This is a genomic window from Mycobacterium sp. (assembly GCF_052143115.1).
Taxonomy (GTDB): Bacteria; Actinomycetota; Actinomycetes; order Mycobacteriales; family Mycobacteriaceae; genus Mycobacterium.
Window position 1 is genome coordinate 14,046 of sequence record NZ_JBKQTQ010000184.1, and the last position, 22,504, is coordinate 36,549.

At 65.5% G+C, this 22,504-nt stretch carries 25 protein-coding genes and 1 pseudogene; 9 read left to right on the forward strand and 17 right to left on the reverse strand.

All coding sequences use genetic code 11. The features are described 5' to 3' along the window. Positions 1-21: 21 nt before the first annotated feature. From rplW to rpsJ, 4 genes are read right to left on the reverse strand one after another with little or no spacing between them, the layout of a single operon-like run. Positions 22-324: a 50S ribosomal protein L23 gene (gene rplW / locus ACLQI9_RS19435; protein WP_442378362.1), complete on the reverse strand. Its 303-nt coding sequence runs from the start codon at positions 322-324 to the stop codon at positions 22-24. Then, positions 324-998 (reverse strand): 50S ribosomal protein L4, encoded by a 675-nt coding sequence (rplD, locus tag ACLQI9_RS19440; RefSeq protein WP_442378361.1) that lies wholly within the window; start codon positions 996-998, stop codon positions 324-326. The genes rplW and rplD overlap by 1 nt, the downstream gene beginning before the upstream one ends. After that, positions 998-1,651 (reverse strand): 50S ribosomal protein L3, encoded by a 654-nt coding sequence (rplC, locus tag ACLQI9_RS19445; protein ID WP_442378430.1) that lies wholly within the window; start codon positions 1,649-1,651, stop codon positions 998-1,000. The genes rplD and rplC overlap by 1 nt, the downstream gene beginning before the upstream one ends. 14 nt (positions 1,652-1,665) lie before the next feature. Then, positions 1,666-1,971 (reverse strand): 30S ribosomal protein S10, encoded by a 306-nt coding sequence (gene rpsJ / locus ACLQI9_RS19450; RefSeq protein WP_003873519.1) that lies wholly within the window; start codon positions 1,969-1,971, stop codon positions 1,666-1,668. Positions 1,972-2,379: 408 nt separating this feature from the next. On the opposite strand from rpsJ, the gene ACLQI9_RS19455 reads away from it, so the two are divergent. Next, a complete protein-coding gene (locus ACLQI9_RS19455) occupies positions 2,380-2,616 on the forward strand; it encodes a DUF4442 domain-containing protein (RefSeq protein ID WP_442392010.1) in 237 nt (78 codons plus the stop codon). On the opposite strand, the gene ACLQI9_RS19460 is transcribed toward ACLQI9_RS19455, so the two are convergent. Further along, the gene (locus ACLQI9_RS19460) at positions 2,613-2,972 is read right to left on the reverse strand and encodes a nuclear transport factor 2 family protein (RefSeq protein ID WP_442392011.1); all 360 of its coding nucleotides are present in this window, start codon (positions 2,970-2,972) and stop codon (positions 2,613-2,615) included. The two genes, ACLQI9_RS19455 and ACLQI9_RS19460, sit on opposite strands and share 4 nt — an antisense overlap. Next, positions 2,969-4,519, reverse strand: coding sequence for a carboxylesterase/lipase family protein (locus tag ACLQI9_RS19465; protein ID WP_442392034.1), 1,551 nt, complete (start codon positions 4,517-4,519; stop codon positions 2,969-2,971). The genes ACLQI9_RS19460 and ACLQI9_RS19465 overlap by 4 nt, the downstream gene beginning before the upstream one ends. Positions 4,520-4,718: 199 nt before the next feature. On the opposite strand from ACLQI9_RS19465, the gene ACLQI9_RS19470 reads away from it, so the two are divergent. Beyond that, positions 4,719-5,969 (forward strand): cytochrome P450, encoded by a 1,251-nt coding sequence (locus tag ACLQI9_RS19470; protein ID WP_442392012.1) that lies wholly within the window; start codon positions 4,719-4,721, stop codon positions 5,967-5,969. Here the strand turns inward: ACLQI9_RS19470 and ACLQI9_RS19475 are convergent. Next, positions 5,935-6,600 carry a TetR/AcrR family transcriptional regulator gene (locus tag ACLQI9_RS19475; protein ID WP_442392035.1) on the reverse strand — a complete coding sequence of 222 codons (666 nt, stop codon included), beginning with the start codon at positions 6,598-6,600 and terminating at the stop codon, positions 5,935-5,937. The two genes, ACLQI9_RS19470 and ACLQI9_RS19475, sit on opposite strands and share 35 nt — an antisense overlap. 86 nt (positions 6,601-6,686) lie before the next feature. On the opposite strand from ACLQI9_RS19475, the pseudogene ACLQI9_RS19480 reads away from it, so the two are divergent. Next, positions 6,687-8,379: pseudogene (locus tag ACLQI9_RS19480) on the forward strand (MFS transporter). On the opposite strand, the gene mftG reads toward ACLQI9_RS19480, so the two are convergent. The 7 genes from mftG to mftA form a co-directional block, all read right to left on the reverse strand. Continuing rightward, positions 8,296-9,741, reverse strand: coding sequence for a mycofactocin dehydrogenase MftG (gene mftG / locus ACLQI9_RS19485; protein WP_442389328.1), 1,446 nt, complete (start codon positions 9,739-9,741; stop codon positions 8,296-8,298). The pseudogene ACLQI9_RS19480 and the gene mftG overlap by 84 nt on opposite strands. A gap of 3 nt (positions 9,742-9,744) precedes the next feature. Then, positions 9,745-11,157 (reverse strand): mycofactocin biosynthesis glycosyltransferase MftF, encoded by a 1,413-nt coding sequence (gene mftF / locus ACLQI9_RS19490; RefSeq protein WP_442389324.1) that lies wholly within the window; start codon positions 11,155-11,157, stop codon positions 9,745-9,747. Between the two features lie 52 nt (positions 11,158-11,209). Next, positions 11,210-11,968 carry a mycofactocin biosynthesis peptidyl-dipeptidase MftE gene (gene mftE, locus ACLQI9_RS19495; RefSeq protein WP_442392013.1) on the reverse strand — a complete coding sequence of 253 codons (759 nt, stop codon included), beginning with the start codon at positions 11,966-11,968 and terminating at the stop codon, positions 11,210-11,212. Positions 11,969-12,095: 127 nt separating this feature from the next. Beyond that, the gene (gene mftD / locus ACLQI9_RS19500) at positions 12,096-13,292 is read right to left on the reverse strand and encodes a pre-mycofactocin synthase MftD (protein ID WP_442392014.1); all 1,197 of its coding nucleotides are present in this window, start codon (positions 13,290-13,292) and stop codon (positions 12,096-12,098) included. 2 nt (positions 13,293-13,294) lie between these two features. Beyond that, a complete protein-coding gene (gene mftC / locus ACLQI9_RS19505; RefSeq protein WP_442392015.1) occupies positions 13,295-14,503 on the reverse strand; it encodes a mycofactocin radical SAM maturase in 1,209 nt (402 codons plus the stop codon). Continuing rightward, positions 14,500-14,829: a mycofactocin biosynthesis chaperone MftB gene (gene mftB / locus ACLQI9_RS19510; protein ID WP_442392016.1), complete on the reverse strand. Its 330-nt coding sequence runs from the start codon at positions 14,827-14,829 to the stop codon at positions 14,500-14,502. Before mftB ends, mftC begins: the two co-directional genes overlap by 4 nt. Next, positions 14,814-14,939 carry a mycofactocin precursor MftA gene (gene mftA, locus ACLQI9_RS19515; RefSeq protein ID WP_442392017.1) on the reverse strand — a complete coding sequence of 42 codons (126 nt, stop codon included), beginning with the start codon at positions 14,937-14,939 and terminating at the stop codon, positions 14,814-14,816. Before mftA ends, mftB begins: the two co-directional genes overlap by 16 nt. A 116-nt stretch (positions 14,940-15,055) precedes the next feature. Between mftA and mftR the strand changes: the two genes are divergently transcribed. Together mftR and ACLQI9_RS19525 are read left to right on the forward strand one after the other, a co-directional pair. Beyond that, a complete protein-coding gene (mftR, locus tag ACLQI9_RS19520; RefSeq protein ID WP_442392018.1) occupies positions 15,056-15,652 on the forward strand; it encodes a mycofactocin system transcriptional regulator in 597 nt (198 codons plus the stop codon). Beyond that, the gene (locus ACLQI9_RS19525) at positions 15,649-16,704 is read left to right on the forward strand and encodes a DUF2332 domain-containing protein (protein ID WP_442392019.1); all 1,056 of its coding nucleotides are present in this window, start codon (positions 15,649-15,651) and stop codon (positions 16,702-16,704) included. The genes mftR and ACLQI9_RS19525 overlap by 4 nt, the downstream gene beginning before the upstream one ends. 37 nt (positions 16,705-16,741) lie before the next feature. Here ACLQI9_RS19525 and ACLQI9_RS19530 read toward each other — a convergent pair whose 3' ends face one another. Next, positions 16,742-17,539 (reverse strand): alpha/beta fold hydrolase, encoded by a 798-nt coding sequence (locus tag ACLQI9_RS19530; RefSeq protein ID WP_442392020.1) that lies wholly within the window; start codon positions 17,537-17,539, stop codon positions 16,742-16,744. A gap of 82 nt (positions 17,540-17,621) precedes the next feature. Here ACLQI9_RS19530 and ACLQI9_RS19535 point away from each other — a divergent pair, with 82 nt between their 5' ends. Continuing rightward, the gene (locus ACLQI9_RS19535; protein WP_442392021.1) at positions 17,622-17,963 is read left to right on the forward strand and encodes a DUF962 domain-containing protein; all 342 of its coding nucleotides are present in this window, start codon (positions 17,622-17,624) and stop codon (positions 17,961-17,963) included. After that, positions 17,960-18,532, forward strand: a complete 573-nt coding sequence (locus ACLQI9_RS19540; protein WP_442392022.1) for a TetR/AcrR family transcriptional regulator — start codon at positions 17,960-17,962, stop codon at positions 18,530-18,532. The genes ACLQI9_RS19535 and ACLQI9_RS19540 overlap by 4 nt, the downstream gene beginning before the upstream one ends. A 10-nt stretch (positions 18,533-18,542) precedes the next feature. Here ACLQI9_RS19540 and ACLQI9_RS19545 read toward each other — a convergent pair whose 3' ends face one another. Both ACLQI9_RS19545 and ACLQI9_RS19550 read right to left on the reverse strand, forming a co-directional pair. Next, positions 18,543-19,742: an NAD(P)/FAD-dependent oxidoreductase gene (locus ACLQI9_RS19545; protein ID WP_442392023.1), complete on the reverse strand. Its 1,200-nt coding sequence runs from the start codon at positions 19,740-19,742 to the stop codon at positions 18,543-18,545. Positions 19,743-19,764: 22 nt separating this feature from the next. Beyond that, complete coding sequence (locus ACLQI9_RS19550; RefSeq protein ID WP_442392024.1) at positions 19,765-20,259, reverse strand: Lrp/AsnC family transcriptional regulator; 495 nt, start codon at positions 20,257-20,259, stop codon at positions 19,765-19,767. 113 nt (positions 20,260-20,372) lie between these two features. On the opposite strand from ACLQI9_RS19550, the gene ddaH reads away from it, so the two are divergent. Both ddaH and rocD read left to right on the forward strand, forming a co-directional pair. Continuing rightward, the gene (gene ddaH, locus ACLQI9_RS19555) at positions 20,373-21,236 is read left to right on the forward strand and encodes a dimethylargininase (protein ID WP_442392025.1); all 864 of its coding nucleotides are present in this window, start codon (positions 20,373-20,375) and stop codon (positions 21,234-21,236) included. Then, complete coding sequence (gene rocD / locus ACLQI9_RS19560; protein WP_442392026.1) at positions 21,233-22,477, forward strand: ornithine--oxo-acid transaminase; 1,245 nt, start codon at positions 21,233-21,235, stop codon at positions 22,475-22,477. Before ddaH ends, rocD begins: the two co-directional genes overlap by 4 nt. Positions 22,478-22,504 lie beyond the last annotated feature (27 nt).

Consider the following 22,504-nt stretch of genomic DNA (forward strand, 5'->3'; position numbering starts at 1 on the left):
GTTAAGTCTCTCTATCCCCGGCTACGCCGGTGCTCCGAACAGGTCGATCGGCTTGCTGCCGGGCACCAGCGTCACGATGGCGCGCTTGGTGCTCTTCCGCTTGCCGAATCCGGCCCTGCTGCGCTTGCGCTTGCCCTGGCGGTTGGCGGTGTTCACCGCCGCCACCTTGACCGAAAAGATCTTCTCGATCGCGATCTTGATCTGCGTCTTGTTCGAATCGGGGTGCACCAGGAACGTGTACACGTTGTCGTCGATCAGGCCGTAGGACTTCTCCGAGATGACCGGGGCCAGGATGATGTCGCGGGGGTCAGTGACGGTCGCCATCAGGCCGAAACCTCCTCAGCAGTCTTGTTGTTGGCCTCGATGTAGGCGTTGAGCGCCTCGACGGAGAACACCACGTCGTCTGCACGCAGCACGTCGTAGGTGTTGAGCTGGTCCGGCGTCAGGATGTGCACACCAGGCAGGTTGCGCACGCTCTTGGCACCGGTTTCGTCGCTACGCCCGATGACCACCAGCACCTGCTTGCGATCGGTCAACGTGCCCAGAAAAGCCTTGGCGCTCTTGGTCGACGGAGTCTGGCCGGACACCAGCTCGGTGATCGCGTGGATGCGGTCATTGCGGGCCCGGTCCGACAGCGCGCCGCGCAGCGCAGCCGCGATCATCTTTTTCGGAGTGCGCTGGCTGTAGTCGCGGGGTGTAGGACCGTGCACGACGCCACCGCCGGTGAACTGCGGTGCGCGCGTCGAGCCCTGGCGGGCGCGACCGGTGCCCTTCTGCCGGTACGGTTTGCGGCCACCGCCGCGGACCTCGCCGCGGGTCTTGGTCGAGTGCGTGCCCTGCCGGGCCGCCGCCCGCTGCGCGGTGACGACCTGGTGCATCAACGCGATATTCGCGGGCGCATCGAACAGCTCAGCAGGCAGCTCAACGGAGCCTTCGGTCTTCCCGGCCGGCGTCTTGACGTCGATCTTCTTTGCTTTCCCGGCCTTTTCGGCAGCCATTACTTCTCACCTCGTTTGATCGCGCTCCGGACCATGACGAGTCCACCCGTGCGGCCGGGCACGGCCCCCTTGATCAACAGCACACCGTTCTCGGCATCGACCTTGTGCACCAACAGGTTCTGCGTCGTCACCCGGTCGTTACCCATCCGGCCGGCCATCCGAGTGCCCTTGAACACCCGCGACGGAGTGGCGCAAGCGCCGATGGAGCCAGGGCGACGATGTACCGCCTGAGTGCCGTGGCTGGCGCCCTGCCCGCGGAAGCCGTGCCGCTTCATGGTTCCGGCGAAACCCTTACCCTTCGAGGTACCGGTCACATCGACATAGGTTCCGGCAGAAAAGATCTCGGCCGTCAGTTCCTGGCCCACCTGATAATCGGCTGCAGCGTCGGCATCATCGAGACGCAATTCGGCCAAGTGCCGACGGGGGTTGACACCGGCGGCGGCGTACTGACCGCCCAGCGGCTTGTTGACCTTACGAGGACTGATCTCGCCGTAGGCCAGCTGCACAGCGCTATAGCCGTCACGTTCGGGTGTGCGGATACGGGTCACCACGTTCGGCCCGGCTTTGACCACCGTCACCGGCACAACGCGGTTGTTCTCGTCGAACACCTGCGTCATACCCAGCTTGGTGCCCAGAATGCCCTTTCTCGCCATTGCTCGCAGATCTCCTACTGGATGTTGACGTCGACGCTGGCAGGCAGATCGATGCGCATCAGCGCGTCAACGGTCTTCGGTGTCGGATCGAGGATGTCGATCAGTCGCTTGTGGGTGCGCATTTCGAAATGCTCCCGCGAGTCCTTGTACTTATGCGGAGAGCGAATGACGCAATACACGTTCTTCTCGGTGGGCAGTGGTACCGGACCCACCACGCTGGCGCCGGTTCGGACAACCGTCTCGACGATTTTGCGCGCCGAGGCGTCAATGGCCTCGTGGTCGTAGGCCTTGAGCCTGATGCGGATCTTCTGTCCCGCCACGCTTCTCCTACCTCACTCTCCCGTGTCCGGAACCCGTGTTCCGTTGGGCGCGCCCGAATCGATCTGGCGTCACGCCCGGATGTTGCGCCGCTGTTTACCTGTCTTGGTCCACCGGCCCCCGCGGTCGGGTGTGTCGCCCGCACGCGGCCTTGGCGCGCTTATTTCAAAGCTGAAATTCGTCGCGCTCCAAGGATGGGACCGGACGCGCCCGTTTGGGCGCTGGTCGCATGCCCGACCAGGCCTAAACCCGGCGCAAGGCAACCTGAACAGTATGCCCTAGATCCTGGTATCGGCCAAATCCCGTCACTCTGATGAACGGTCCGGCTGAGCGGCAGCGCCATCGCGAGCCGCACCAAGGCGTCGCCGGACCGAACCGGGTGTCCTTACTCCAGAGTAAGATAGGTCGGCATGACCAGCCCGACCAGCAGGTATGCGGCATGGCGGCGGCTTTCCGGCCGTCCAGGTGGCACTCGACTCTTCTCCGCGGCGGCGACGGCGCGGGCTCAGCTTGAGCCGCCCGCTTTCACGCAGATCACCGATGGCTCTGATGGCTTTGAGCTCGTCGTGCCGGTCACGGTGACCGACCGCAGCGGCACCGAGGTGGTGCACGCAGACATCACCACCTGGGTCACGCGGGTCGGCTAGGTGGGAGTTAGGTACGTCCCGTGCCCGCGACACACGAGCCAGCCGTCGAACTCCAGCACCTCGTTCACGAGGGCGCCGCTCTGATTGCGGTAGTTGATGACCACGACCGACTCCCCCTGATACACACCGACGATATCGAAATGAAGGTCGGGCATGGTCTTCAGTGCGGCGTTCCAGTACTCGCGCAATGCCGCCTTCCCGCGGACCATTCCTCCGGACTCGGGCACCACCCGAGCCGCAATCGGTGAGGTGAACAGGACGTCGTCGTGGAAATGAGCGAGCACCGCATCGATGTCATGGCCGTTCCAGGCCGCCAACCAATCTTCGGTGAAGGGGCCCGGCTCTGGCGTGCTCACGACCTGCCCTTCAGCGACGCCCAGAATGGGCACTGGTGTAATTCCTCGAAGTTGTTGATGACCCTGCTGCCGTCCGGACGTAACGACATCCAGAAATTGTGGTCGGGATCGCCATTTTTGGCCGGCCAACGAGGCTGGCCGGTGGCCTTCGGTGCGCCAGTGGCGACGAAATGGCTCCAGTAGCTGATCATCTGGTCGGACAGCATCCGCTGTTCGGGATCCAGCGCCGCCGCCCCGCCGACGTTGAACAGGTACCGCAGCTCCAATGCGTGGCTGGCGCCGAGCGGAAACGGAGCCTCTCGCAACGGATTCGGCGGCGGCGCGTGAGGGTCGTCGAATTCGTAGGTATACACCGGTGCGCCTTGGCTCAGCGAGTCGGCCAATCGGTCGGCGGCGCAAGAGAAGACGCCGTCAGTGACTGCGGCCGAGTAGGCAAGCGACGCGTCCCCGCCGTAGTGATCGGGCGGGTAATGCGCCACCACCGGGGCACCGTCGGCACCGAAGATGTCGGCGAGCAAGCGGGGGTACTCGGCAGACCTGACACCCCGACCCAACTTCACATAGCGCAGCGCCGCGAACATGGTGAACTCGTCGTGGTTAACCCCGATCAACACCGGAACGCGGGCCGCCCGACCGTCGGCGAATGCCGCAACCGGCCCGTCTGGCAACCCCGCTGTCCCGGTGACCGGGCCAGACAGCGCGTCGGAGTCCCCGATGAAGACGTACCAGGGCGGACGGTCAAGCGCGCTCGCCGGCAGCGCGCGCAGACACTTCGCCGTCGTAGCGGGATTGCGGCACCCCACTGACGCCGCGTAATCCACACTGTGCCCCCGCCCAGTGGCCAGATCGGCCTGCGCCTGACATGGCGCGCTTTGGATGATGGCCGCGCGGAACAGCCCCGCCGATCCGGGCGCCACCAGATGATCGCACACCGACATGCCACCCGCGGATTCGCCGGCGATGGTCACTTTGCGCGGATCACCGCCGAAATCGGCGATGTGGTCGCGGACCCAGCGCAGCGCGGCCTGCTGGTCGGCCAGCCCGTAGTTCCCGAGGTATCCCAGCAGGCCCAGTGATGGGTGGGCCAGAAATCCCAGCGCACCCAGCCGGTAGTTGATCGTGACGACGACGATGTGGCCCTTCGCGGCCAGCGAACGCGACTGGTAGATGTCGCTGCTGCCGGTGACGAAGCCCCCGCCGTGGATCCACACCATCACCGGGCGTTTATCGGCGCCTCGTCCGCGCGCCGGAGTCCAAACGTTGAGAGTGAGGCAGTTTTCGCTGGTCGGCTTGCCGACGTGCGGGTCGGGGCCGGTGTCCTGCATGCACTGCGGCCCCGGCTTGGTGGCGTCCAGCGTCCCCGACCACTTCGCCGCCGGCCGCGGTGGCTGCCACCGCAGCGGCCCTACAGGCGGTGCCGCATACGGAATGCCTTGAAACAGACGGTAATCCGCGGCGACCATGCCGCGCATCAGGCCCATCGAGGTGCGCACGACACCGGCGTCCAGCGGGCCGGCATACGCCGGTTCGGACTTCACCGATGTCATCCCGCCGCCCCGGCCGCAGCATGCCACCACCACTGCCGTCACCAGCAGCGCAGCCCATGCTCGTCGCGGACGAGATGATCGGGTCGGCACGGTATCCCAGCCTACGGATCGACGAAAACCGCCTCGCCGTAATCGGCGATCACGGATACTGTTAAAGTTGACACCTGTCAAAAAGCCGCGCGAACCGGTGAGAAGGCCGATGAGCACACCAATCATTGACGAGGCTGCGAAGGTATTCGCCGATCCGACATCCTATGCGGACGAGCCGCGGCTGCATGCAGCATTGACCCATCTTCGCGCACACGCGCCGGTGTCGCTGGTTGACTGCCCGCCCTACCGGCCCTTTTGGGCGATCACCAAACACGCCGACATCGTGGAGATCGAGCGGGCGAACGATCTTTTCATCAACGAGCCGCGGCCGCTGCTGGCCACCGCCGAAGCCGACGATTCCGCGCATCAACAGCTCGACGCCGGCATGGGGTTGCGCACCCTGATCCACATGGACGACCCCCAACACCGGGTGGTACGCGCGATCGGTGCGGATTGGTTTCGCCCCAAGGCGATGCGGGCGCTGAAAGTCCGCGTCGACGAGCTGGCCAAGATCCATGTCGAAAAGATGATGGCCGCGGGCAACGAGTGCGACTTCGTGCAGGAGGTCGCACTGAATTACCCTCTCTACGTGATCATGTCGCTGCTCGGCCTGCCGGAATCAGACTTTCCCCGCGTGCTCAAACTCACCCAAGAACTGTTCGGCGGTGACGACGCCGAATTCCGGCGCGGCACCACGCTCGAGGAGCAACTGCAGGTTCTGCTCGACTTTTTCGGCTACTTCAACTCACTCACCACGTCGCGCCGCGAGCATCCGACCGAAGATCTGGCGTCGGCGATCGCCAACGCGCGAATCGACGGCGAGCCGCTGTCCGACGTCGACACCGCGTCCTACTACGTCATCATCGCCACCGCGGGTCACGACACCACCAGTGCGACGATCGCCGGAGGTCTGCATGCTCTCATCGAAAACCCGGACCAGCGGGAGCGCTTGCGCGACAGCCTCGATTTGATGCCGCTGGCCACCGAGGAAATGATCCGCTGGGTGACCCCGGTCAAGGAATTCATGCGGACCGCCACCGCGGACACCACGGTGCGCGGGGTGCCGATCGCCAAGGGCGAAGCAGTGTATCTGTCCTACGTCTCTGGCAACCGTGACGAGGATGCCTTCGACGATCCGTTTCGCTTCGACGTCGGCCGTGATCCGAATAAGCACGTGGCGTTCGGTTACGGCGTGCACTTCTGCCTGGGTGCCGCGCTGGCGCGGATGGAGGCGAACAGTTTCTTTACCGAGCTGGTCCCACGGCTGAAATCCGTTGAGCTGAACGGAAATCCGGAGCTGAAAGCCACGACGTTCGTCGGTGGCCTCAGGCACCTGCCGATTCGCTACGAGCTGTGTTGAGCGACGTGCCCTGCGTGCGCTGCACGTGCAGGAAGCCGTCAACAGCGGCTCGGGCGCATTCCCGGTAATCGAAATCGGGCAGGGTGGACAGCCGGCCCAATACCACCGGGCCGATCAGCAGCGCGATCGCCCGGGTACGGTCGATGTCGCCCAACTCGGCTGCCTCAGGGCTATCGAAGACGGCGTCGAACGGCGCGGCGTACTGCTGAGCGATCCGTTCGCGCAGAGTGCTGACCGCCGGGCTGTCGGCTGTGCGGCCCTGACGGGCCTCTGGCAACTGCTCCAAGTCCGGCCCCAGCGCCAGCCAACTCATCGCCGTCACCATGCCGGGGGCCTCAGCGATCGATTGTCCCCAGGCCACCACCAACGTGATGAGGCGATCGCGCAGCGGCCCATCCTCGGACGGCATCGGCGCCGGCGGTATCAGACTGTTGAATGCCGCTGCCAGCAAGTCGTTTCCGCTCGGGAAGTGGCGATACAACGTGGCACGGGCCACATTGGCAGCACGGGTGACCGCATCGACGGTAACCGCACTTGGGCCACCAGAGCGAAGCAGCGCGGTGGCGGCTTCAAGCAAACGAGCGCGAGATCGCGCCGGCCGTGGATCGGTCTTGTCGGTGATGTAGACCACCTCCGTGTTTAACAACAAGACTGTCCGTCTATGTACGAGACTGTTAGTCTCAAACTTAACTCGTCGCCGAAAGGAGACGCATCGCTATGGTCGAAACCCTCGTCCGATCTGACCAGCGTACTGAAGCGACGGCCGTCCTCGGTTCGAACCGCGCACGAATCTGGACAATGGTCGTGGCATGCATGGGCGTCACGCTGGTGATCGCGTCAATGGTCGCGTTGAACACCGCGCTGGGCGACATCGCCGTAGCCACGTCGGCGACGCAGTCGCAGCTGACCTGGATTGTGGACTGCTACTCGGTGGTCTTGGCATGCCTGTTGTTGCCCGCCGGGGCCATCGGCGACCGCTACGGCCGTCGCGGCGCTTTCCTATTCGGCTTGGCCGCCTTCGCCATCGCGTCCTTAGCGTTGACGGTTTTTTCCAGTCCCCTGCAACTCATCGTTGCCCGCGGGATCGCCGGCGCCGGAGCGGCGTTCATCATGCCCGCTACCTTGTCGCTGTTGCGGCCACCCACCGCGACGACCAGCGCGCGAAGGCTGTCGGCATTTGGGCGGGCGTCGCGGGCTCGGGCGCCGTCATTGGCATGCTCGGGTCTGGGACGCTGCTGCACTTCTGGTCGTGGCGATCCATCTTCTGGGCCTTCGCGGTCTCTGCGGCGCTGATCTTCGTCTTGGCGTGCACGGTGCAGTCCTCACCCGACGAGGAGGCCACCCCGCTGGATTGGGGCGGTGCGGCGTTAATCGCCAGTGCTGTCGCGGTTTTCGTATACGGCGTGCTCGAGGCACCCGCACGCGGCTGGACTCACCCACTGGTCTGCGGGTCGATGGGCGCCGGGGCGGTGCTCGCGGTCGCGTTCGGATTCGTCGAGGCACGACGGCGCCATCCCCTGCTCGACGTTCGGTTATTCCGCAAACCAGACTTCGCCACCGGATCGGCGACGATCACCGTGTTTTTCCTGGCGATGTTCGGCTTCTTTTTCCTCATCATGCAATACATCCAGCTGGTGATGGGCTACAGCCCGATCCAGACCGCCTTGGCGTTGAGTCCGCTGATGGTGCCGATGCTGACGTTGTCCGCGCTCGCCCACTGGTATCTGCCCCGAATGGGCCTGCGGCTGGTGGTGTTCGTTGGTCTACTGCTGATTTCGGTCGGATTCCTGTGCCTGCGTGTCCTGCAGCTTCACTCGCCGTACTGGGACATGATGTGGCCATTGCTCGTGATGAGTACCGGCATCGGATTCTGCACGGCACCGAGCACATTCGCGATCATGGCGGCAGTGCCCGACGAGAAGCAGGGTGTCGCCTCGGCCGTGAACGACACCACCCGCGAGGTTGGCGCGGCCCTCGGCATCGCCCTAGCGGGTTCCATCCTGGCGGCGCGGTACACCCACGCCATCGCTTCGCATCTGGCGGCCTTCCCGCAACCGCTGCGGGCACCGGCGTCTCATTCGCTGGCTCAGGCACTCCAGGTTGCCAAGACGCTTGGCCTACGGGGTGCTCAGCTCGCCGAACTCAGCCAAACCGCATTCCTGCGGGCGATGGAGTCGTCGTTACTGGTAATGGGCGTGATCATCGCCGTAGCAGCACTGGTGATCGGCGCCTGGGCGCCGGGTCGCGACGGCCAACAGCTGCGCCCGGTGCGCCGAATCACCTCGCTCCGCCGCGGCGACGCGGCCGGCCGGAACCAGGCCTGACGTCAGCTCACCAACTCGGCTGCCCGGTGGCCGAGCATCACGATGCTGGCGTGCGGGCCACGGCTGGTGATCGCCGGCAGCACTGAACCGTCGATCACCCAAAGGCCGTCGATACCGCGCACTCGGCACCGGTGATCGACGACAGCCGTCGGATCCCCTTCGGCGCCCATCTGTGCACTGCCGCACAAATGCTGTGATGTCGCCCATGCCGGTTCGCCGAGTTGGGTTGTCGAAGCAACCAATTCGCGAGCCAACGCGCAGCCTTGCTGTAACGCGGCCACATCGCTGGGTTCACTGTCGTAGCGATGCTCGATGCGCGGCGGCACCAGAGGATCAGCCGATACCAGCGCGATGCGACCGCGGGCGCGCGGCTGCATGAGCGCTACACCGATGTGCGGCCAGTCCGGATGGCCCGCGGTGCCGTCGCCGACCATCGCCACGAAACCTCCGGTATACGGCCGTATCTCAATGTTGTCGGGGGTGCTGAGCACCACTTCGAGCACCGGTCGACCGGGAGCCACTTCCCAATTGGTCGGCAGCACCCATTCAGGATGGTCGCTACACGCCATTCCGACCGGCAGCCGGGCCACGACTTCTATCCCGGCGGCACGCAGCACGGCCTCGTCACCGACACCGGAAAGCATGAGTAGGTGTGCGGATTCGATAGCTCCGGCGGACAGCACAATTCGATCGGCCGTAGCGGTGATCGGGCCCCCCGTTCCGATCGCGTTCACACCGACGGCGCGGCTGCCCGAGAAACGCAGCCGCACTACTCGTGTCTGGGTCATAAGCGAGAGATTCGCTCGTTCCAACGCGGGCAACAGATATGCGGCACCCGAGCCGGTGCGCACACCGTCGACGATGTTGAGTGGGACGGCACCGACACCCGGCGGTAAGGCGGAGGCATCTGTCACATCGTTGAGATCGGATATCCAGGGAAACCCGGCCTGCTCTGCCGCCACTACGAAAGACTCTGTACTGCCGACGATTTCGCGAGCTCGACGAACCGGAATCGGGCCGGAATCACCGTGGGCGGGTCCGGTGAAGTCCAGGTCGGTCTCAATGGCCCGGAAGTGATCGACGACGTCTGACCACGCCCACCCGAGCACGCCGTAGCCGTCGAAGTCCCGGGGCAAACCCCGGCAGAAGTATCCGCCGTTGACGGCACCGGAACCGCCGATCGTTGCGCCACGCATGATCGTGATCTGCCGAGCCGGCCGCTGGGTAAGTTGGGTTTGATACCGCTGGACGAGCGGGCTGGCTGGGCCGATCGGCAGCCGCGATCCGTTGGTCGTTTCGGCCCGCAGTGCCGGATCGGCGAGCCCGAGTCCGGCCTCCAGTACGGTTACCACGCAGTTGGGATCCACCGAAAGACAGCTCGCAACAACAGATCCCGCGCTTCCCGCACCGATGATCAGCACATCGCTGTGCAGCGCAGCTGCAGTCAGGAGTCAGACTCGAATCTGCGGTTTGAGCGGGCCGATATTGCGCTCCCGTACCACGCCGTACCACAGCCCGAGGCCGTAGGCCAGGTCATCGAGACGCTTGAGCAGTATGTAGGTCAGCAGCCCGATCGGTCGGGCATCTTCGTCGGCCGACCGCCGGCGGCTGGCCCAGTCCACCACCCCATCGACAACGGCAGCGATCAGCACGACGCGGCGGCAGGGCCGGAACACGATGGCCGCCAGCAAAGCGATAGGCCAATAATGCCGGCAAATCGCCGATGCCAGTTGCATCGCCGACGACCACAGGCCGCGGGCGGCTACCGCCAGCACATCCCAGATCTGGGTGTCAGACCCCTGCAACGTTTTCGCGATGCGACGACCCGTCAGCGCAGCCACCAGCAGCGACGCCAGATAACTGAAGCTCGAGCCGATGGCCATCAGGACCCATGCCGCAAGTGCCCAGCCGGATATCATCAGCGGCGCGATCTTGTCCGGGTGACGCACCGACAACGGGGCCGCGGATTCACCGTAAAACGCTTTGCGCGCAATCCAATCCCGCAATTGCGTTCGATGATCGTGGCCCACCTGAGCGATCGGCTCGTAGCGCAGCCGGGCACCGGCTTCGACAAGTCGCCAGCACAGATCCACATCCTCACCGGAGCGCAGGGTCTCGTCGAAGCCCCCGATGTCGCGCAGTTTGGACGTCCGGCAAATGATCGCCGCGCTGGGCACATAGGAGACGCTCGTGTACGGGATGACCGGGGCTTCACGCTGCCCAAGGTCCAGGGACGAGCGCACCGCCTCATAGCGGGCTACCAAATGGTCGGTCTGGCCCAGACCGACGATTCGGGGGGCGACCAGCGCCACGGTGGGGTCACAGAAATGACCGAGCAGCACCTCCAGCCATCCGCGGCGCGGAACGACGTCGGAGTCCAGGAAGGCGACGAAGCCCGTTTTGCAGGCGGCAAGACCGGTATTGCGGGCTGCCGCGGGCCCTTTGCTTTGCCCATGCCGCAGCACCTCTATGTCGGAGTGCTGGCCCGCAATGTCGTCGCGCTCGATCGGTGTCGATGAGCCGTCGTCAACGATGATGATGCGCAAGTCACGTAACGCGGTGACCAACCGGCACAAGCCATAAGCGTTGTCCCGCACTGGAATTACCACAGTCACGTCGCGATGAGACGGGCCACCCGCGGGCCGCGGGTGAGCCACCGTCGCGTCCAGCAAGGTTCGGGCCAGCTCGGCACTCACTGCGTCGTGGACCTTGAGGCGGCCGTCGGCGAGCATGTCCTGGGCGGCCGGCGCCAACCGCAACAACCGGGTGGGAGAGCCGCCCAGCAAAGTGGAGCCCTGGCCAAGCACCCTCACCCGCCGGTCGACCTGCACAGCAAACCCGTCCGGCAACCGCGCCTGAGTCATGTGCGCCACTCCTCAGTGCCGGCTGCGCCGGCACCGTCGTCGTCGGCGCGGGTCATGTGAGCATCCCGTCAGCCGCGGGCGCCCAACGTCCGACCCGGCTCAGGCAATCGTCGACCATCTCCCCGAGCATCCGCTCCCCCTCTGCAGCGGTCGCGGTGGTGGGGTCACCCAATACCCCGACCTCGCTGACCGCCGCGACTCCTCCGCGCCGCATCGACGGTAGCAGGTCGGACAACGGCGCACCGTTGCCCGCATGCCACCGGTCGGTTAACACGTCGCCAGGCGAAATATGGAGCAATACTGAAGTTTCTGCATGCCCGGCGTGGGCGTCAGCACCTGCCACCACGCACGGGCACCACCCGGCGTCACGTCCTTCGGATCGCAGTTGGCCTACCGCGCGGCGCAGCGCCGTGACATTGCCGCCGTGGCCGTTGATGAAGAGAAGCCGCTCCGCCCAACAGGTAGCCGACCTGCCGTACTCCAGCAGCAGCGTAGTCAGGGCCTCGGTGCCGATGGAGATAGTTCCGGGGAAGCTTTGGTGCTCACCGCTGTCGCCGTAGGCGATGGCCGGTGCCACCGCCCAATCCAGCTGGAGGCCGCCGGACCCCGCGGCGCCGGCCAGGCGGGCAGTCACCCCGTGGGCGACGGCAGTCGCAATCCGCGTATCGGTGTCCAGCGGCAGGTGAGGGCCATGCTGTTCGGTGGATCCAACCGGAATGGCCACGCCCAACGACATGCCTTGGAGCTGGCTCGACGTCGAGCCCCCAAGTTCGGCGAGGAGAGCCACTCGGTGATGGTAGGCCGAATTCACCTGTCGTGCATTGATTGTTGGCGCTCCCGAAAAATTTTTTGCCGCCGACCGTTCATTAAACCGGGTCACCGCTGCCACGTCCGCCACGTGAGTATCAGGATGCTCGCTGGTCTCGCATGCGTCGTGTCTACATTTCCGGCGCGGGTGGGGGCACCCCGAGCGCTCGAGCAAACCCGGGCGGCGCCAGGATGTCGTCCGGGTTGAGGTCGTGCACGGACGCGCGTCCGAGCCCCATCAGCGCGGAGTCGATGCCGCCGCGAAGGATGTCGAGAACGTTCTCAACACCCTGTTGCCCGGCGGCCGCCAGGCCCCAGAGGTACGCGCGGCCGATCATGACCGCACGCGCTCCCAACGCCAGCGCCTTGACGACGTCGCCGCCGCGGCGGACACCGCCGTCCAGCAACACCTCGATCTGGTCGCCGACCGCGTCGACAACCGCGGGCAGTGCGCGGATCGTCGCCGGCGTGCCGTCTAGGTTGTTGCCGCCGTGGTTGGACACCGAGATTGCCGAAACACCGGCGTCCACAGCTTTTTTGGCGTCGTCGACGCGCATCACGCCTTTGAGCATGAACGGCCCGCCCCACAGCTCGCGCAGCCAGACGATGTCCTCCCAGGTGGGCGGTGGCGTCGCCATCCACTCCCCGTAGGCGGCGAAGAACGGCGGCCCGGGCTCGCCGCGGGTGGCCTGGTTGGGCACCCGCAGGTCCGGCGGCCGCAGCGTCTTGCCGTACTTCCACAGCCAGCCCGGACGGGTGATGGCCTCCGACGATAGCCGCAGGATGGTCCGTAGGTTCATCTGCTCCGGGATCGCGGGGCTACCCCAGTCCCGCCCGTGGGAGAACGACCAGTCGGTGGTCGCGATCAGGCCAAGGGCGCCGGCCTGCCGGGCCCGCTCGACGCGCTGCGCGATCGCCTCGCGCCCGCCGAGCCAGTAGACCTGGAAGAACAGCTTTCCGTTGGCGGCGATGACCTCCTCGATCGGTTTACTGGCGAACGAGGACAACCCCATCGCCGTGCCGCGCGCGGCGGAGGCCCGCGCGACCGCCACTTCACCGTCCGGATCGACCGCTTGCACACCTGTGGGCGAGATGATGACCGGCAGGGAAATCTCTTGTTCCATAACGGTTGTCGAGAGGTCACGCTTTTCGATAGCCCCGACCACATGAGGTGCGAAGCCGAGCTCGCTGAACGCCTCGACGTTGTCGGAGACGGTCAGCCCCTTCTCGCTGGCGGCGACCAGTGCGGCATACACCGATTTCGGCAGTCGCCGTTTCGCCCGTTGCTGCGCGATGGCGACCGTCTCGAACCAGACGTCACGGGCCACGACTAGACCGGGCTTTCGTTGCAGAGCCGCTTCGGCGCTAGAGGTGGCTGCATGGGGGGATGTAACGACAGCGTCAGCGGCACTGGTCCGCTGCGCCGCCGTCCGTGCGAGTGATCCCCTGCGGGGCGGGGTTTGTCGCGCTCTTGCATCAGAGCGGGGACGCCGTAGCCCTGAACGCATTCCGGATCAGGGCCGTCGATCGGCAGACCGGTGAAGAACTTAGCCGCCATGCATCCGCCCCGGCAGCTGTCGTAATGCCCACAGCTGCCGCAGGCGCCGGCCGACTGCGGCTCGCGTAGCTCACGAAATAACGGAGCGTTCTTCCATACGTTGGCGAAGCCAGTCCCAAAGCCGGAGTCGGACAAGATGTTTCCGGCGAGGAAGCGGTCATGGATGGCGAACGGACAAGCATACACATCGCCGACCGGATCGATGAGGCACACCACCCGCCCGGCTCCGCACATGTTCAGACCGGACAGCGCGCCCGGTTCGCCGAGTCCCGAGAGGTGGAAGAAGGAATCGCCGGTCAACACTCGCTCGCCCTTGGCGACCAGCCATTGGTAAAGCTGGACCTGCTGGTCGGCGGTTGGATGCAGCTCATCCCAGACATCGGCGCCACGGCCCGACGGGCGGAGCCGAGTGATACGTAGTGTGGCGCCGTAACGGCTTGCCAGCGAGGCGAATTCGTCGAGCTGGTCGACGTTGTGTCTGGTGACGACCACTGAGATCTTGGCGTCGGAGAATCCGGCGGCGGCAAGGTTTTCCAGAGCGCGGATGGCCATCGCGTAGGACCCGGTGCCCCGGACCGCGTCGTTGACCTCGGCGGTCGCGCCGTCCAGCGAGATCTGGACGTCGACGTAGTCGCTGGCGGCCAACCGGGCGGCTACCTCGGGCGTGATCCGAACCCCATTGGTGGAGAATTTCACGCCGACGTGGTGAGCGGTGGCGTAGTCCACCAGCTCCCAAAAATCCGGCCGCACAGTCGGTTCCCCGCCACCGATGTTGACATAGAACACCTGCATGCGTTCCAGCTCATCGATGATGTCTTTGCACGACTGCGTGGACAGTTCGCGCGGATCGCGTTTGCCCGACGAAGACAGGCAATGCACGCACGCCAGATTGCATGCGTAGGTGAGCTCCCAGGTGAGGCAGATCGGTGCGTCCAACCCGCGCTCGAACTGCTCGACCAGGCGCGGCACGACGGTTGTCACGCGGCCTCCCTTGGCCCGACGGGCACAAGCATGTTGGACCGGGCCAACACGCTCAGTGCATGTAAGTAAGGACCCTGTCTGGTGTCCTCGACTCCGGCGGCGCGACAGGCGGCTCGAACGTCCGGGTAGTCGACCAGGGATTGCACCACCGCAAGGATGGTGCGGTTCTTGAGGAACGACAGTTTGCGGGTGCCGAAGTGATACAAAAGCGCGCCGAACGGTTCGGGCCGCACGGCCACCTGCGGGTGCAAACGCCACGCGCGTTCGGGATCAAACGCGCAGTCGCCCGCCTTCGCGGAGGCGGCCACGATCAGTAGACCCCGCACATCCCGTCGATGGACACCTCTTCCACCAAGGACTCGGTGACGAGCTCGGTGTCGGATGTCGCCGGCAAGGCGGCTCCGGCGTCCCTCTCTGTCTGCTGGTTCGGCTCCATGACGTTGCCTTTCGTTATCAGGGGCTCGACAAGTCGCGTCGATCCGGTGAGAATCTTCGTCAGGATATGGCATCGAGTGCCAGAATGGGAAGAGGCAATCTAAAAAGGAGTGGTACATGCTGCAGCAGGCGCGGGTCGGCCGGCGCCGTTCCACGACCCCGCAGCACATCACCGATGTTGCCCTGCGACTCTTCGCCGACCGCGGCTTCGGCGAGGTGAGCGTCGACGACGTCGCACAGGCCGCAGGGATCGCCCGTCGCACCGTGTTTCGTTACTACGCCTCCAAGAACGCAATCCCGTGGGGAGACTTCGACGGGCATCTGCAGCACCTGCGCGAGCTATTGGACAATGTTGATCCGGGTATGCCGCTCGGCGAGGCGCTGCGCGCCGCGCTGTTGTCGTTCAACACCTTTGACGCGTCGGAAACGATACGACATCGCCAGCGAATGCGGGTGATCCTGCAAACCGCTGAACTGCAAGCCTATTCGATGACGATGTATGCCGGCTGGCGCGAGGTAATCGCCGAGTTCGTGGCACGCCGATCCGTTGCTCGAACTACCGACCTGCTGCCTCAGACCGTCGCATGGACGATGCTTGGTGTCGCCCTGAGCGCTTACGAGCACTGGCTGGACGACGAATCCGTTTCGTTGCCAGACGCTCTCGGGGGTGCGTTCGACGTCGTCCGCGCCGGACTTGACGAGCTGGACCAGTGAGCCCCACCGGCGACAGCCGCCTGGTGCGGTCTCTCCACTTGCAGGGCCAGGTCTGCGCGGGCATGGGCTCGCCGATGTATGGCGAGCTGCTGGACCGGGTGACCGCCGACGTCGAAGCCGGCGGTGTCTTCGCGGAAATCCTGTCCGGGCACGAAAGCGATTCTGGTCGGCTGGCGCTGCCGCTGCGACTGCTCGGCGGGTTGCACCGGCTGGCGCTCGACGGCCGCGCGTCGCGACTACGCCGCTGGTATCCGAGCACGGGCGGGCAGTGGAATGCCGAAGCGGCTTGGCCCGACATCGCGCTCGCCGCGTCTGACCACGCCGACCATCTGCGCGCCGCCCTCAATCAGCCGCCGCAAACCAACGAGGTGGGTCGCGCCGCCGCGCTCATCGGCGGCCTGCTTATCCTCGCCCACCGATTCGCCTTGCCGGTCCGGCTTTTCGAGATCGGCTGCAGTGCTGGACTCAACCTGCGAGCCGACTATTACCGCTATCGCTATGCGAACGGCCAGTGGGGTCCGACCGACTCATCGGTGGCCATCGACGACGCGTGGCGCGGCCAATTGCCGCCCGCCGCGGCCCTGCGGATCGTGGAGCGTCATGGCTACGACATCGCGCCGCTGGATGCCACCAGCCGGGACGGGGAATTAACCCTGCTGAGCTATGTCTGGCCCGATCAGCCGGCACGACTGGACCGGTTGCGCGGCGCGATCGGCATCGCTCGGCGCGTCCCGGCGCCGTTGCACCGCTGCGATGCCGTCGACGCGGTCGCCGGCCTCAGTGTCGCCGTCGGCGCGGTAACCGTGCTGTGGCATTCCATCATGTGGCAGTACCTTTCGGCGGACGACCAGGCCGCCGTCCGAGCCGGGATCGACGCACTCGGAGCCCAAGCCCGAGCCGACTCGCCGTTGGCCCATCTGATGCTGGAGCCGCAGCGGCGAGCACCCGATTCTCCGGTCGAGTTCACCGTTCGCGCCCGCTGTTGGCCGGGTGGTGACGACACGCTACTCGCCGTATGTTCGCCGCACGGGCCGCCGGTGACCTGGGAATAGCGGCGAGTTGCAGGTCGACCGGTTCCTGACCGTCGGATTACTGCACGCTCCCGCGTGCGGCGGCCAAGAACGGCGCGGCGATGGCCAGGAATCCCGCGGGGTCTGAGGAAAACGGGACGTGGCCTGTTGGCAGAACTTCCAGCCGCGAGCCGGGAATCGCGGCCGCGGTGGATCGGCCCAATCGCATGGGGATTGCCGTATCTTTCGATCCCCAGACAACGAGGCACGGCGCTGTGATGCGGTCGGCGTGCGGGCGCAGATCATATTCGGGCGCAGCGAAACTGCGCCACAATGCAGCCGTAAGAATGACACCGTCTTGGGTGTGCGCGCGCGCTAACGCGCGTTCCTGCACGGCGTAGTCGTTGTCGCTAGTCGCCTTCATGTAGCTGCGGATGGACCGCGGCAGGACCCGTTTCATCACCGCCGGCGTTCCGAGCGTTCGGCAGTAGAGGTTGGTGATCGGGCTGGCGGTAAATCCGCCGGCATTGACCAACACCAACCGCGAAACCCGTTGCGGGTCAGTGATCGCCAACCGTGCCGCGGCGAAGCCGCCTACGGAGTTGCCGACGAATGCGGCGGGTGGCAGGTCGAGTGCGGTCACGACGTCGGCGAGAACGTCGGCGAAAGCGGCCGCGGCCGGCGCATAGCTCGGCGCCGGGGCCGGCGAGTCACCGTGGCCCGGCCAGTCCAGCGCGATCACGCGGTGGTCGTGAAGAAGGTTCGGCACGATGGCGTCGAAGTCGCGCCGATCGTGCAGCGTCGCGTGGAGCAACACCACGACAGGTCCTTCCCCGGCATCGCTGTAGGCAACCTGCCCCACTCGCGTCTCGACCATGTTGATCATCACAGGCCCTCTCGTTGACCGACTGGTCGGTCAACCATATCATTGCAACTGTTCAGGCCTCAAGGAGTAACCGATGAGTGTTCCCGCAGCCGACGCACCGTTTTCCGAGAAGATGGCCCACTACCGAAACCAGCATCTGACCCGCGGTGTGACGATCACGCACATGATCGGCGTCCCGGTGATCGCAGCAGGAATTCTGCTGCTGGTGGCGAAACCCCGTGTGGGAGCGCTGATGTTTGTCGGCGGCTGGCTCTTGCAAATCGCCGGGCACCGCCTTTTCGAGCACAACCTGCCCTCGACGCACAAGGGCTGGATCACCTATCAGCTCACCGGGGTGATCCACGTGTGCGAACAGTACGGCGAGCTGCTCGCCCGCCGCAGTCGCCGCAAAGCCACGGCTAAAGTGCTCACATGACCTCGACGCCGCCCGCGACTGGAACGGGTCGGCGCAAGGAGGCGATGGCCAGAACCCGAGAAGCACTGATCGATGCGGGTCTACGCCTGGCCGAAAGCACCGGCCTCACCGGATTGAGCGTCAATCTCATCGTTGCGGACGCCGGAGTGGCAAAAGGAACGTTCTTTCACCACTTCGGCGACCGCGCCTCGTATCTGCTTGCGCTGCACCGTGAATTCCACGAACGCTTGGCCACCCGGATACAGGCCGCCACCGTCGGCATGCCACCCGGACGCAACCGTCTGACCACCATCGCAAACACCTACCTCGACGGGTGCCTGAGCGACCGCGGCGTGCGCGCCCTGCTGCTCGAAGCGCGCGCCGAGCCGGCCGTAACCGACGAAATCACGCGCCGCAACACCGCCAGCGCCGAGCAATGCCGAGCCGACTTCGCCGCGCTGAAACGCCTGCACCCCTACGAAAGCGCACAGTTGTGGGTGGGCATGGTCGCCGAAGCCGCCCTCATCGAACACCAGGCGGGAACGGCACTTCCCGACATCCGCAAAGCCCTTGAACAGTTCTTGAATTGACGTCTTGGCGTCAGGTCAGCACCTCGGAAATCGGCGCCGCGGCGGCGATCTTGGCTCGAGCCTTCATGACCTTGCCGGGCATACCGCCGCCGACAACGCCGGCCACCACGCCATCACGCTCGTAGTACGCGAGGAATCTGCGGCCATCGTCCTCGACGAGATGCACGGTGTCAGTGGCGATTGGTTCGCCCAGGCATTGAATCTTGACGTCATATTGATCGCTCCAGAAATACGGAACGACGACGTTCGACGGCGCATCTTGCCCGAGCATCGCAGGCACCACAACCCGGGCTTGCTCGGCGACATTGCTCCAATGTTCCACTCGGACCTGATGTCCCATCGGGTCACGCCAAGAAGCGACGTCACCGAGCGCCCACACGTTCGGCGCGCTGGTCCGTCCGGCCGCATCACATATCACGCCGTTGTCGACCTCGACGCCGCTGCCGTCGAGCCAATCGGTCGCCGGCCGGGAGCCGATGCCGACCACTACCAGGTCGCTCGTCAGCTCGGCTCCGTCGGTCAGTTGCACGCTCTCGACGTGATCGTGTCCGCGGACGTCGGCCACCCCGACTCCGGTGCGCACATCGACACCTTCGGCGCGGTGCAGCCGCGCCACCAGCCCGCCGATCTGCTCGCCTAGCACCGCTGCCAGCGGCGCGGGCTGTGGCTCCACCAGCACGACGCCGACACCCAGCCCGCGCAGACTGGCCGCCACCTCACACCCGATGAAACCCGCGCCGACCACAACTGCGTGCTGCGCGGAGGACGCGTGCTTGCGCAACGCCAGACTTTCATCGAACGACCGCAACACCCGGATGCCGTCAAGGTCGGGGAACGCCGGAATGCGCCGCGGCACTAGGCCGGTCGCGATGACGAGTTCGTCATAACCCAGCGTCGTTCCGTCGTCGAGAGTCACCGTCTGAGCCGCGGTGTCCAAGCCGGTGGCCGCCGACCCGAGCCGCAGCGTGATGTTCTGCTCGTCGTAGAACTCCCGCGGTTTCAGCGTCACGTCGTCGACTTCGCTGCGCAGCACCTCTTTGGACAGCGGGGGCCGGTCATAGGGCAGATGGACCTCATCGCCGACGATCGCCAGGGTGCCGGTGTAGCCGACGCGGCGCAATTGCTCAGCGGTCCGGGTCGCAGCGAGCCCTCCGCCCACGATCAGTATTCCGTTACCGCCTGAGCTAATGGTCACGTGGAGTTCATACACGATTACGGCGGCGGATAGTTGCTCACCCCGCGTCTCGTGGTCGAGGGTATCGATGCAGCGCCGCGGTCTCCTCGGCCCGGGACCGGTCGATGAGGTTGGACAGCACCACGATGCTTTCGGTCCGTTCAATGTCGGCGCTGGTGCGGATGCGCTCCAACGCGTCTTCCAGATGCCTCATGTCGTGCGCCAGTACACGCAGGATGGCGTCGGCGGTCCCGGTCGCCGTCGCGGCGCTGACCACCTCGGGGATATCCATCCAGGCCTGGCGCAGCTCGTCGGGCGAGATCCTGCCGTGGCAATACACCTGCACGTAGGCTTCGGTGTTCCAACCCACCGCACTGCGATCGATGACCGTGGTGAACCCCCGGATCACCCCACTGTCAAGCATCCGATCGACGCGCCGCTTGACCGCCGGGGCCGACAGATTGACCCGCTCACCGATCTCGGCGAACGTTGCCCGGGCATGTTGGGCGAGCTCGGCAAGAATCTGCTCGTCGATGCCATCCAACCGGTTCATCATTCCTCCTGCGCAACAGATTGCCGCAATACAGCTTCTTGCGCAATGAACAACACACATAGAAGCAACGATCGTCGTTTGATTGCGCGCCGCCGCTCCCATACCGTCGATTTATGACGATCTTCGCGGAGCCCGCGGCGGTAGCCCCGGGGCGTGAGAGCGTCAAAACGACCGAACGCACGGCGCGGATTCGGCGCTACGCCATGACGTCTCCGCAGTTTTTCGCTGTGGACTATGCGATCAATCCGTGGATGGACACCGACAACCCCGTCGACACCGCCGTCGCGGTCGCACAGTGGGAGCACCTTCGCGACACATACCTACGGCTTGGGCACGTCATCGACCTCGTCGCACCCGTTCCCGGCCTGCCCGACATGGTTTACGCCGCCAACGGCGGGCTGATACTCAACGGCACGGCGGTCGTCGCACGGTTCAAATACCCTCAGCGCCAACACGAGTCCGTCGCCTACGCGGACTGGATGCGATCGCAAGGCTACACACCCGTGCAGACTCAGCACGTCAACGAGGGTCAGGGCGACCTGCTGCCGGTGGGCGAAACGATTCTGGCCGGAACCGGGTTTCGCACGGATCCGCGGGCGCACGCCGAGATCGCCGGGATCTTCGGCCGGCCGGTCGTCAGCCTGCAGCTGGTCGATCCGCGCTTCTACCACCTCGACACCGCACTCAGCGTGCTCGACGACGCCACCATCGCGTACTATCCACCGGCCTTTACCGAATCTTCACGCGCGCAACTGGAAACGCTGTTTCCGGACGCCATCGTGGTCGAAAGCGCCGACGCCTACGTGTTCGGCCTCAACGTCGTCTCGGATGGCCGCCACGTGGTGTACCCGGCCGCAGCGGTCGGGTTCGCCGAGCAGTTGACCCAGGCTGGCTTCGAGCCGATCGGTGTGGAGATGTCCGAGCTGCTCAAGGGCGGCGGATCTGTCAAATGCTGCACTCTGGAGGTGTATTCGTGACCGTACTGGACACCGTGACCACCAGCCCCGGCGCACTCGCCGCGTCGGCGATCGCGCTGGACGAGCAGCACGCGGCACACAACTACTCGCCGCTGCCGGTGGTGGCCGCCAGTGCCGAGGGAGCATGGATCACCGATGTCGAGGGTCGCCGCTATCTGGATTGCCTGGCCGCGTATTCCGCAGTGAATTTCGGGCATCGCAACCCCGAAATCACCGCGACCGCACATGCCCAGCTCGACCTGGTCACCCTGGTCAGCCGGGCATTTCACGCCGAGGCGCTCGGCCGCTTTTGTGCGGCATTGGCGACGCTGAGCGGCAAGGACATGGTGTTGCCGATGAACAGCGGCGCCGAAGCGGTCGAGAGCGCTATCAAGGTCGCACGCAAGTGGGGCACCGACGTGAAAGGCGTTCCGGCCGGTCACGCGAACATCGTGGTGGCCGACAACAACTTTCATGGCCGTACCATCAGCATCGTCAGCTTTTCGTCTGACCAGACAGCACGCAGCGGCTTCGGGCCGTTCACGCCCGGCTTTCGTTCGGTGCCGTTCGGTGACGCCGACGCGCTGGCCGATGCGACTGACGAGCACACCGTTGCAGTGCTGCTGGAGCCGATTCAAGGTGAAGCCGGCGTCATTGTGCCGCCGGACGACTATCTGCCTGAGGTTCGGAAAATCTGCCGTGCCCGCAATATTTTGATGATCGCCGATGAGATCCAGTCGGGGCTGGCCCGCACCGGCCGCACCTTCGCTTGCGACCACTGGGACGTGGTGCCCGACATCTACCTGCTCGGCAAGGCGTTGGGCGGCGGGGTGGTGCCGTTGTCCGCGGTGGTGGCCGATCGCGGCATCTTGGGGGTGCTGCATCCCGGTGAGCACGGTTCGACGTTCGGTGGCAACCCATTCGCGGCGGCGATCGGCAGCACCGTGGTGTCGATGCTGGCTCGCGGCGAATTCCAGGACCGCGCGGCGCACCTCGGCCGACGCCTGCAGTGGCGGCTGCGAACCTTAATCGGTCACGGCGTGCTGGCGGTGCGCGGCCGCGGATTGTGGGCCGGCGTCGACATCGATCCGGCGCTCGGCACCGCAAAGCAGCTCAGCCTGCGACTGGCCAAGCGCGGTGTTCTGGTCAAAGACACGCACGGATCAACGTTGCGCGTTGCCCCGCCGCTGGTCATCACCGCAGCGGAAATCGATTGGGCCGTTGACCGATTCGCCGACACGCTGGCGGAGATGGCGAGCTAGCAGGGCGTCGGCGGTACGTCGGCGCCG

Coding starts and splice junctions, on each gene's coding strand:
- rplW (WP_442378362.1), bottom strand. CDS start 324: ATGGCGACCGTCACTGACCCCCGCGACATCATCCTGGCCCCGGTCATC.
- rplD (WP_442378361.1), bottom strand. CDS start 998: ATGGCTGCCGAAAAGGCCGGGAAAGCAAAGAAGATCGACGTCAAGACG.
- rplC (WP_442378430.1), bottom strand. CDS start 1,651: ATGGCGAGAAAGGGCATTCTGGGCACCAAGCTGGGTATGACGCAGGTG.
- ACLQI9_RS19455 (WP_442392010.1), top strand. CDS start 2,380: ATGACCAGCCCGACCAGCAGGTATGCGGCATGGCGGCGGCTTTCCGGC.
- ACLQI9_RS19465 (WP_442392034.1), bottom strand. CDS start 4,519: ATGACATCGGTGAAGTCCGAACCGGCGTATGCCGGCCCGCTGGACGCC.
- ACLQI9_RS19470 (WP_442392012.1), top strand. CDS start 4,719: ATGAGCACACCAATCATTGACGAGGCTGCGAAGGTATTCGCCGATCCG.
- mftF (WP_442389324.1), bottom strand. CDS start 11,157: ATGACTCAGGCGCGGTTGCCGGACGGGTTTGCTGTGCAGGTCGACCGG.
- mftA (WP_442392017.1), bottom strand. CDS start 14,939: ATGGAGCCGAACCAGCAGACAGAGAGGGACGCCGGAGCCGCCTTGCCG.
- mftR (WP_442392018.1), top strand. CDS start 15,056: ATGCTGCAGCAGGCGCGGGTCGGCCGGCGCCGTTCCACGACCCCGCAG.
- ACLQI9_RS19530 (WP_442392020.1), bottom strand. CDS start 17,539: ATGGTCGAGACGCGAGTGGGGCAGGTTGCCTACAGCGATGCCGGGGAA.
- ACLQI9_RS19535 (WP_442392021.1), top strand. CDS start 17,622: ATGAGTGTTCCCGCAGCCGACGCACCGTTTTCCGAGAAGATGGCCCAC.
- ACLQI9_RS19540 (WP_442392022.1), top strand. CDS start 17,960: ATGACCTCGACGCCGCCCGCGACTGGAACGGGTCGGCGCAAGGAGGCG.
- ACLQI9_RS19550 (WP_442392024.1), bottom strand. CDS start 20,259: ATGAACCGGTTGGATGGCATCGACGAGCAGATTCTTGCCGAGCTCGCC.
- ddaH (WP_442392025.1), top strand. CDS start 20,373: ATGACGATCTTCGCGGAGCCCGCGGCGGTAGCCCCGGGGCGTGAGAGC.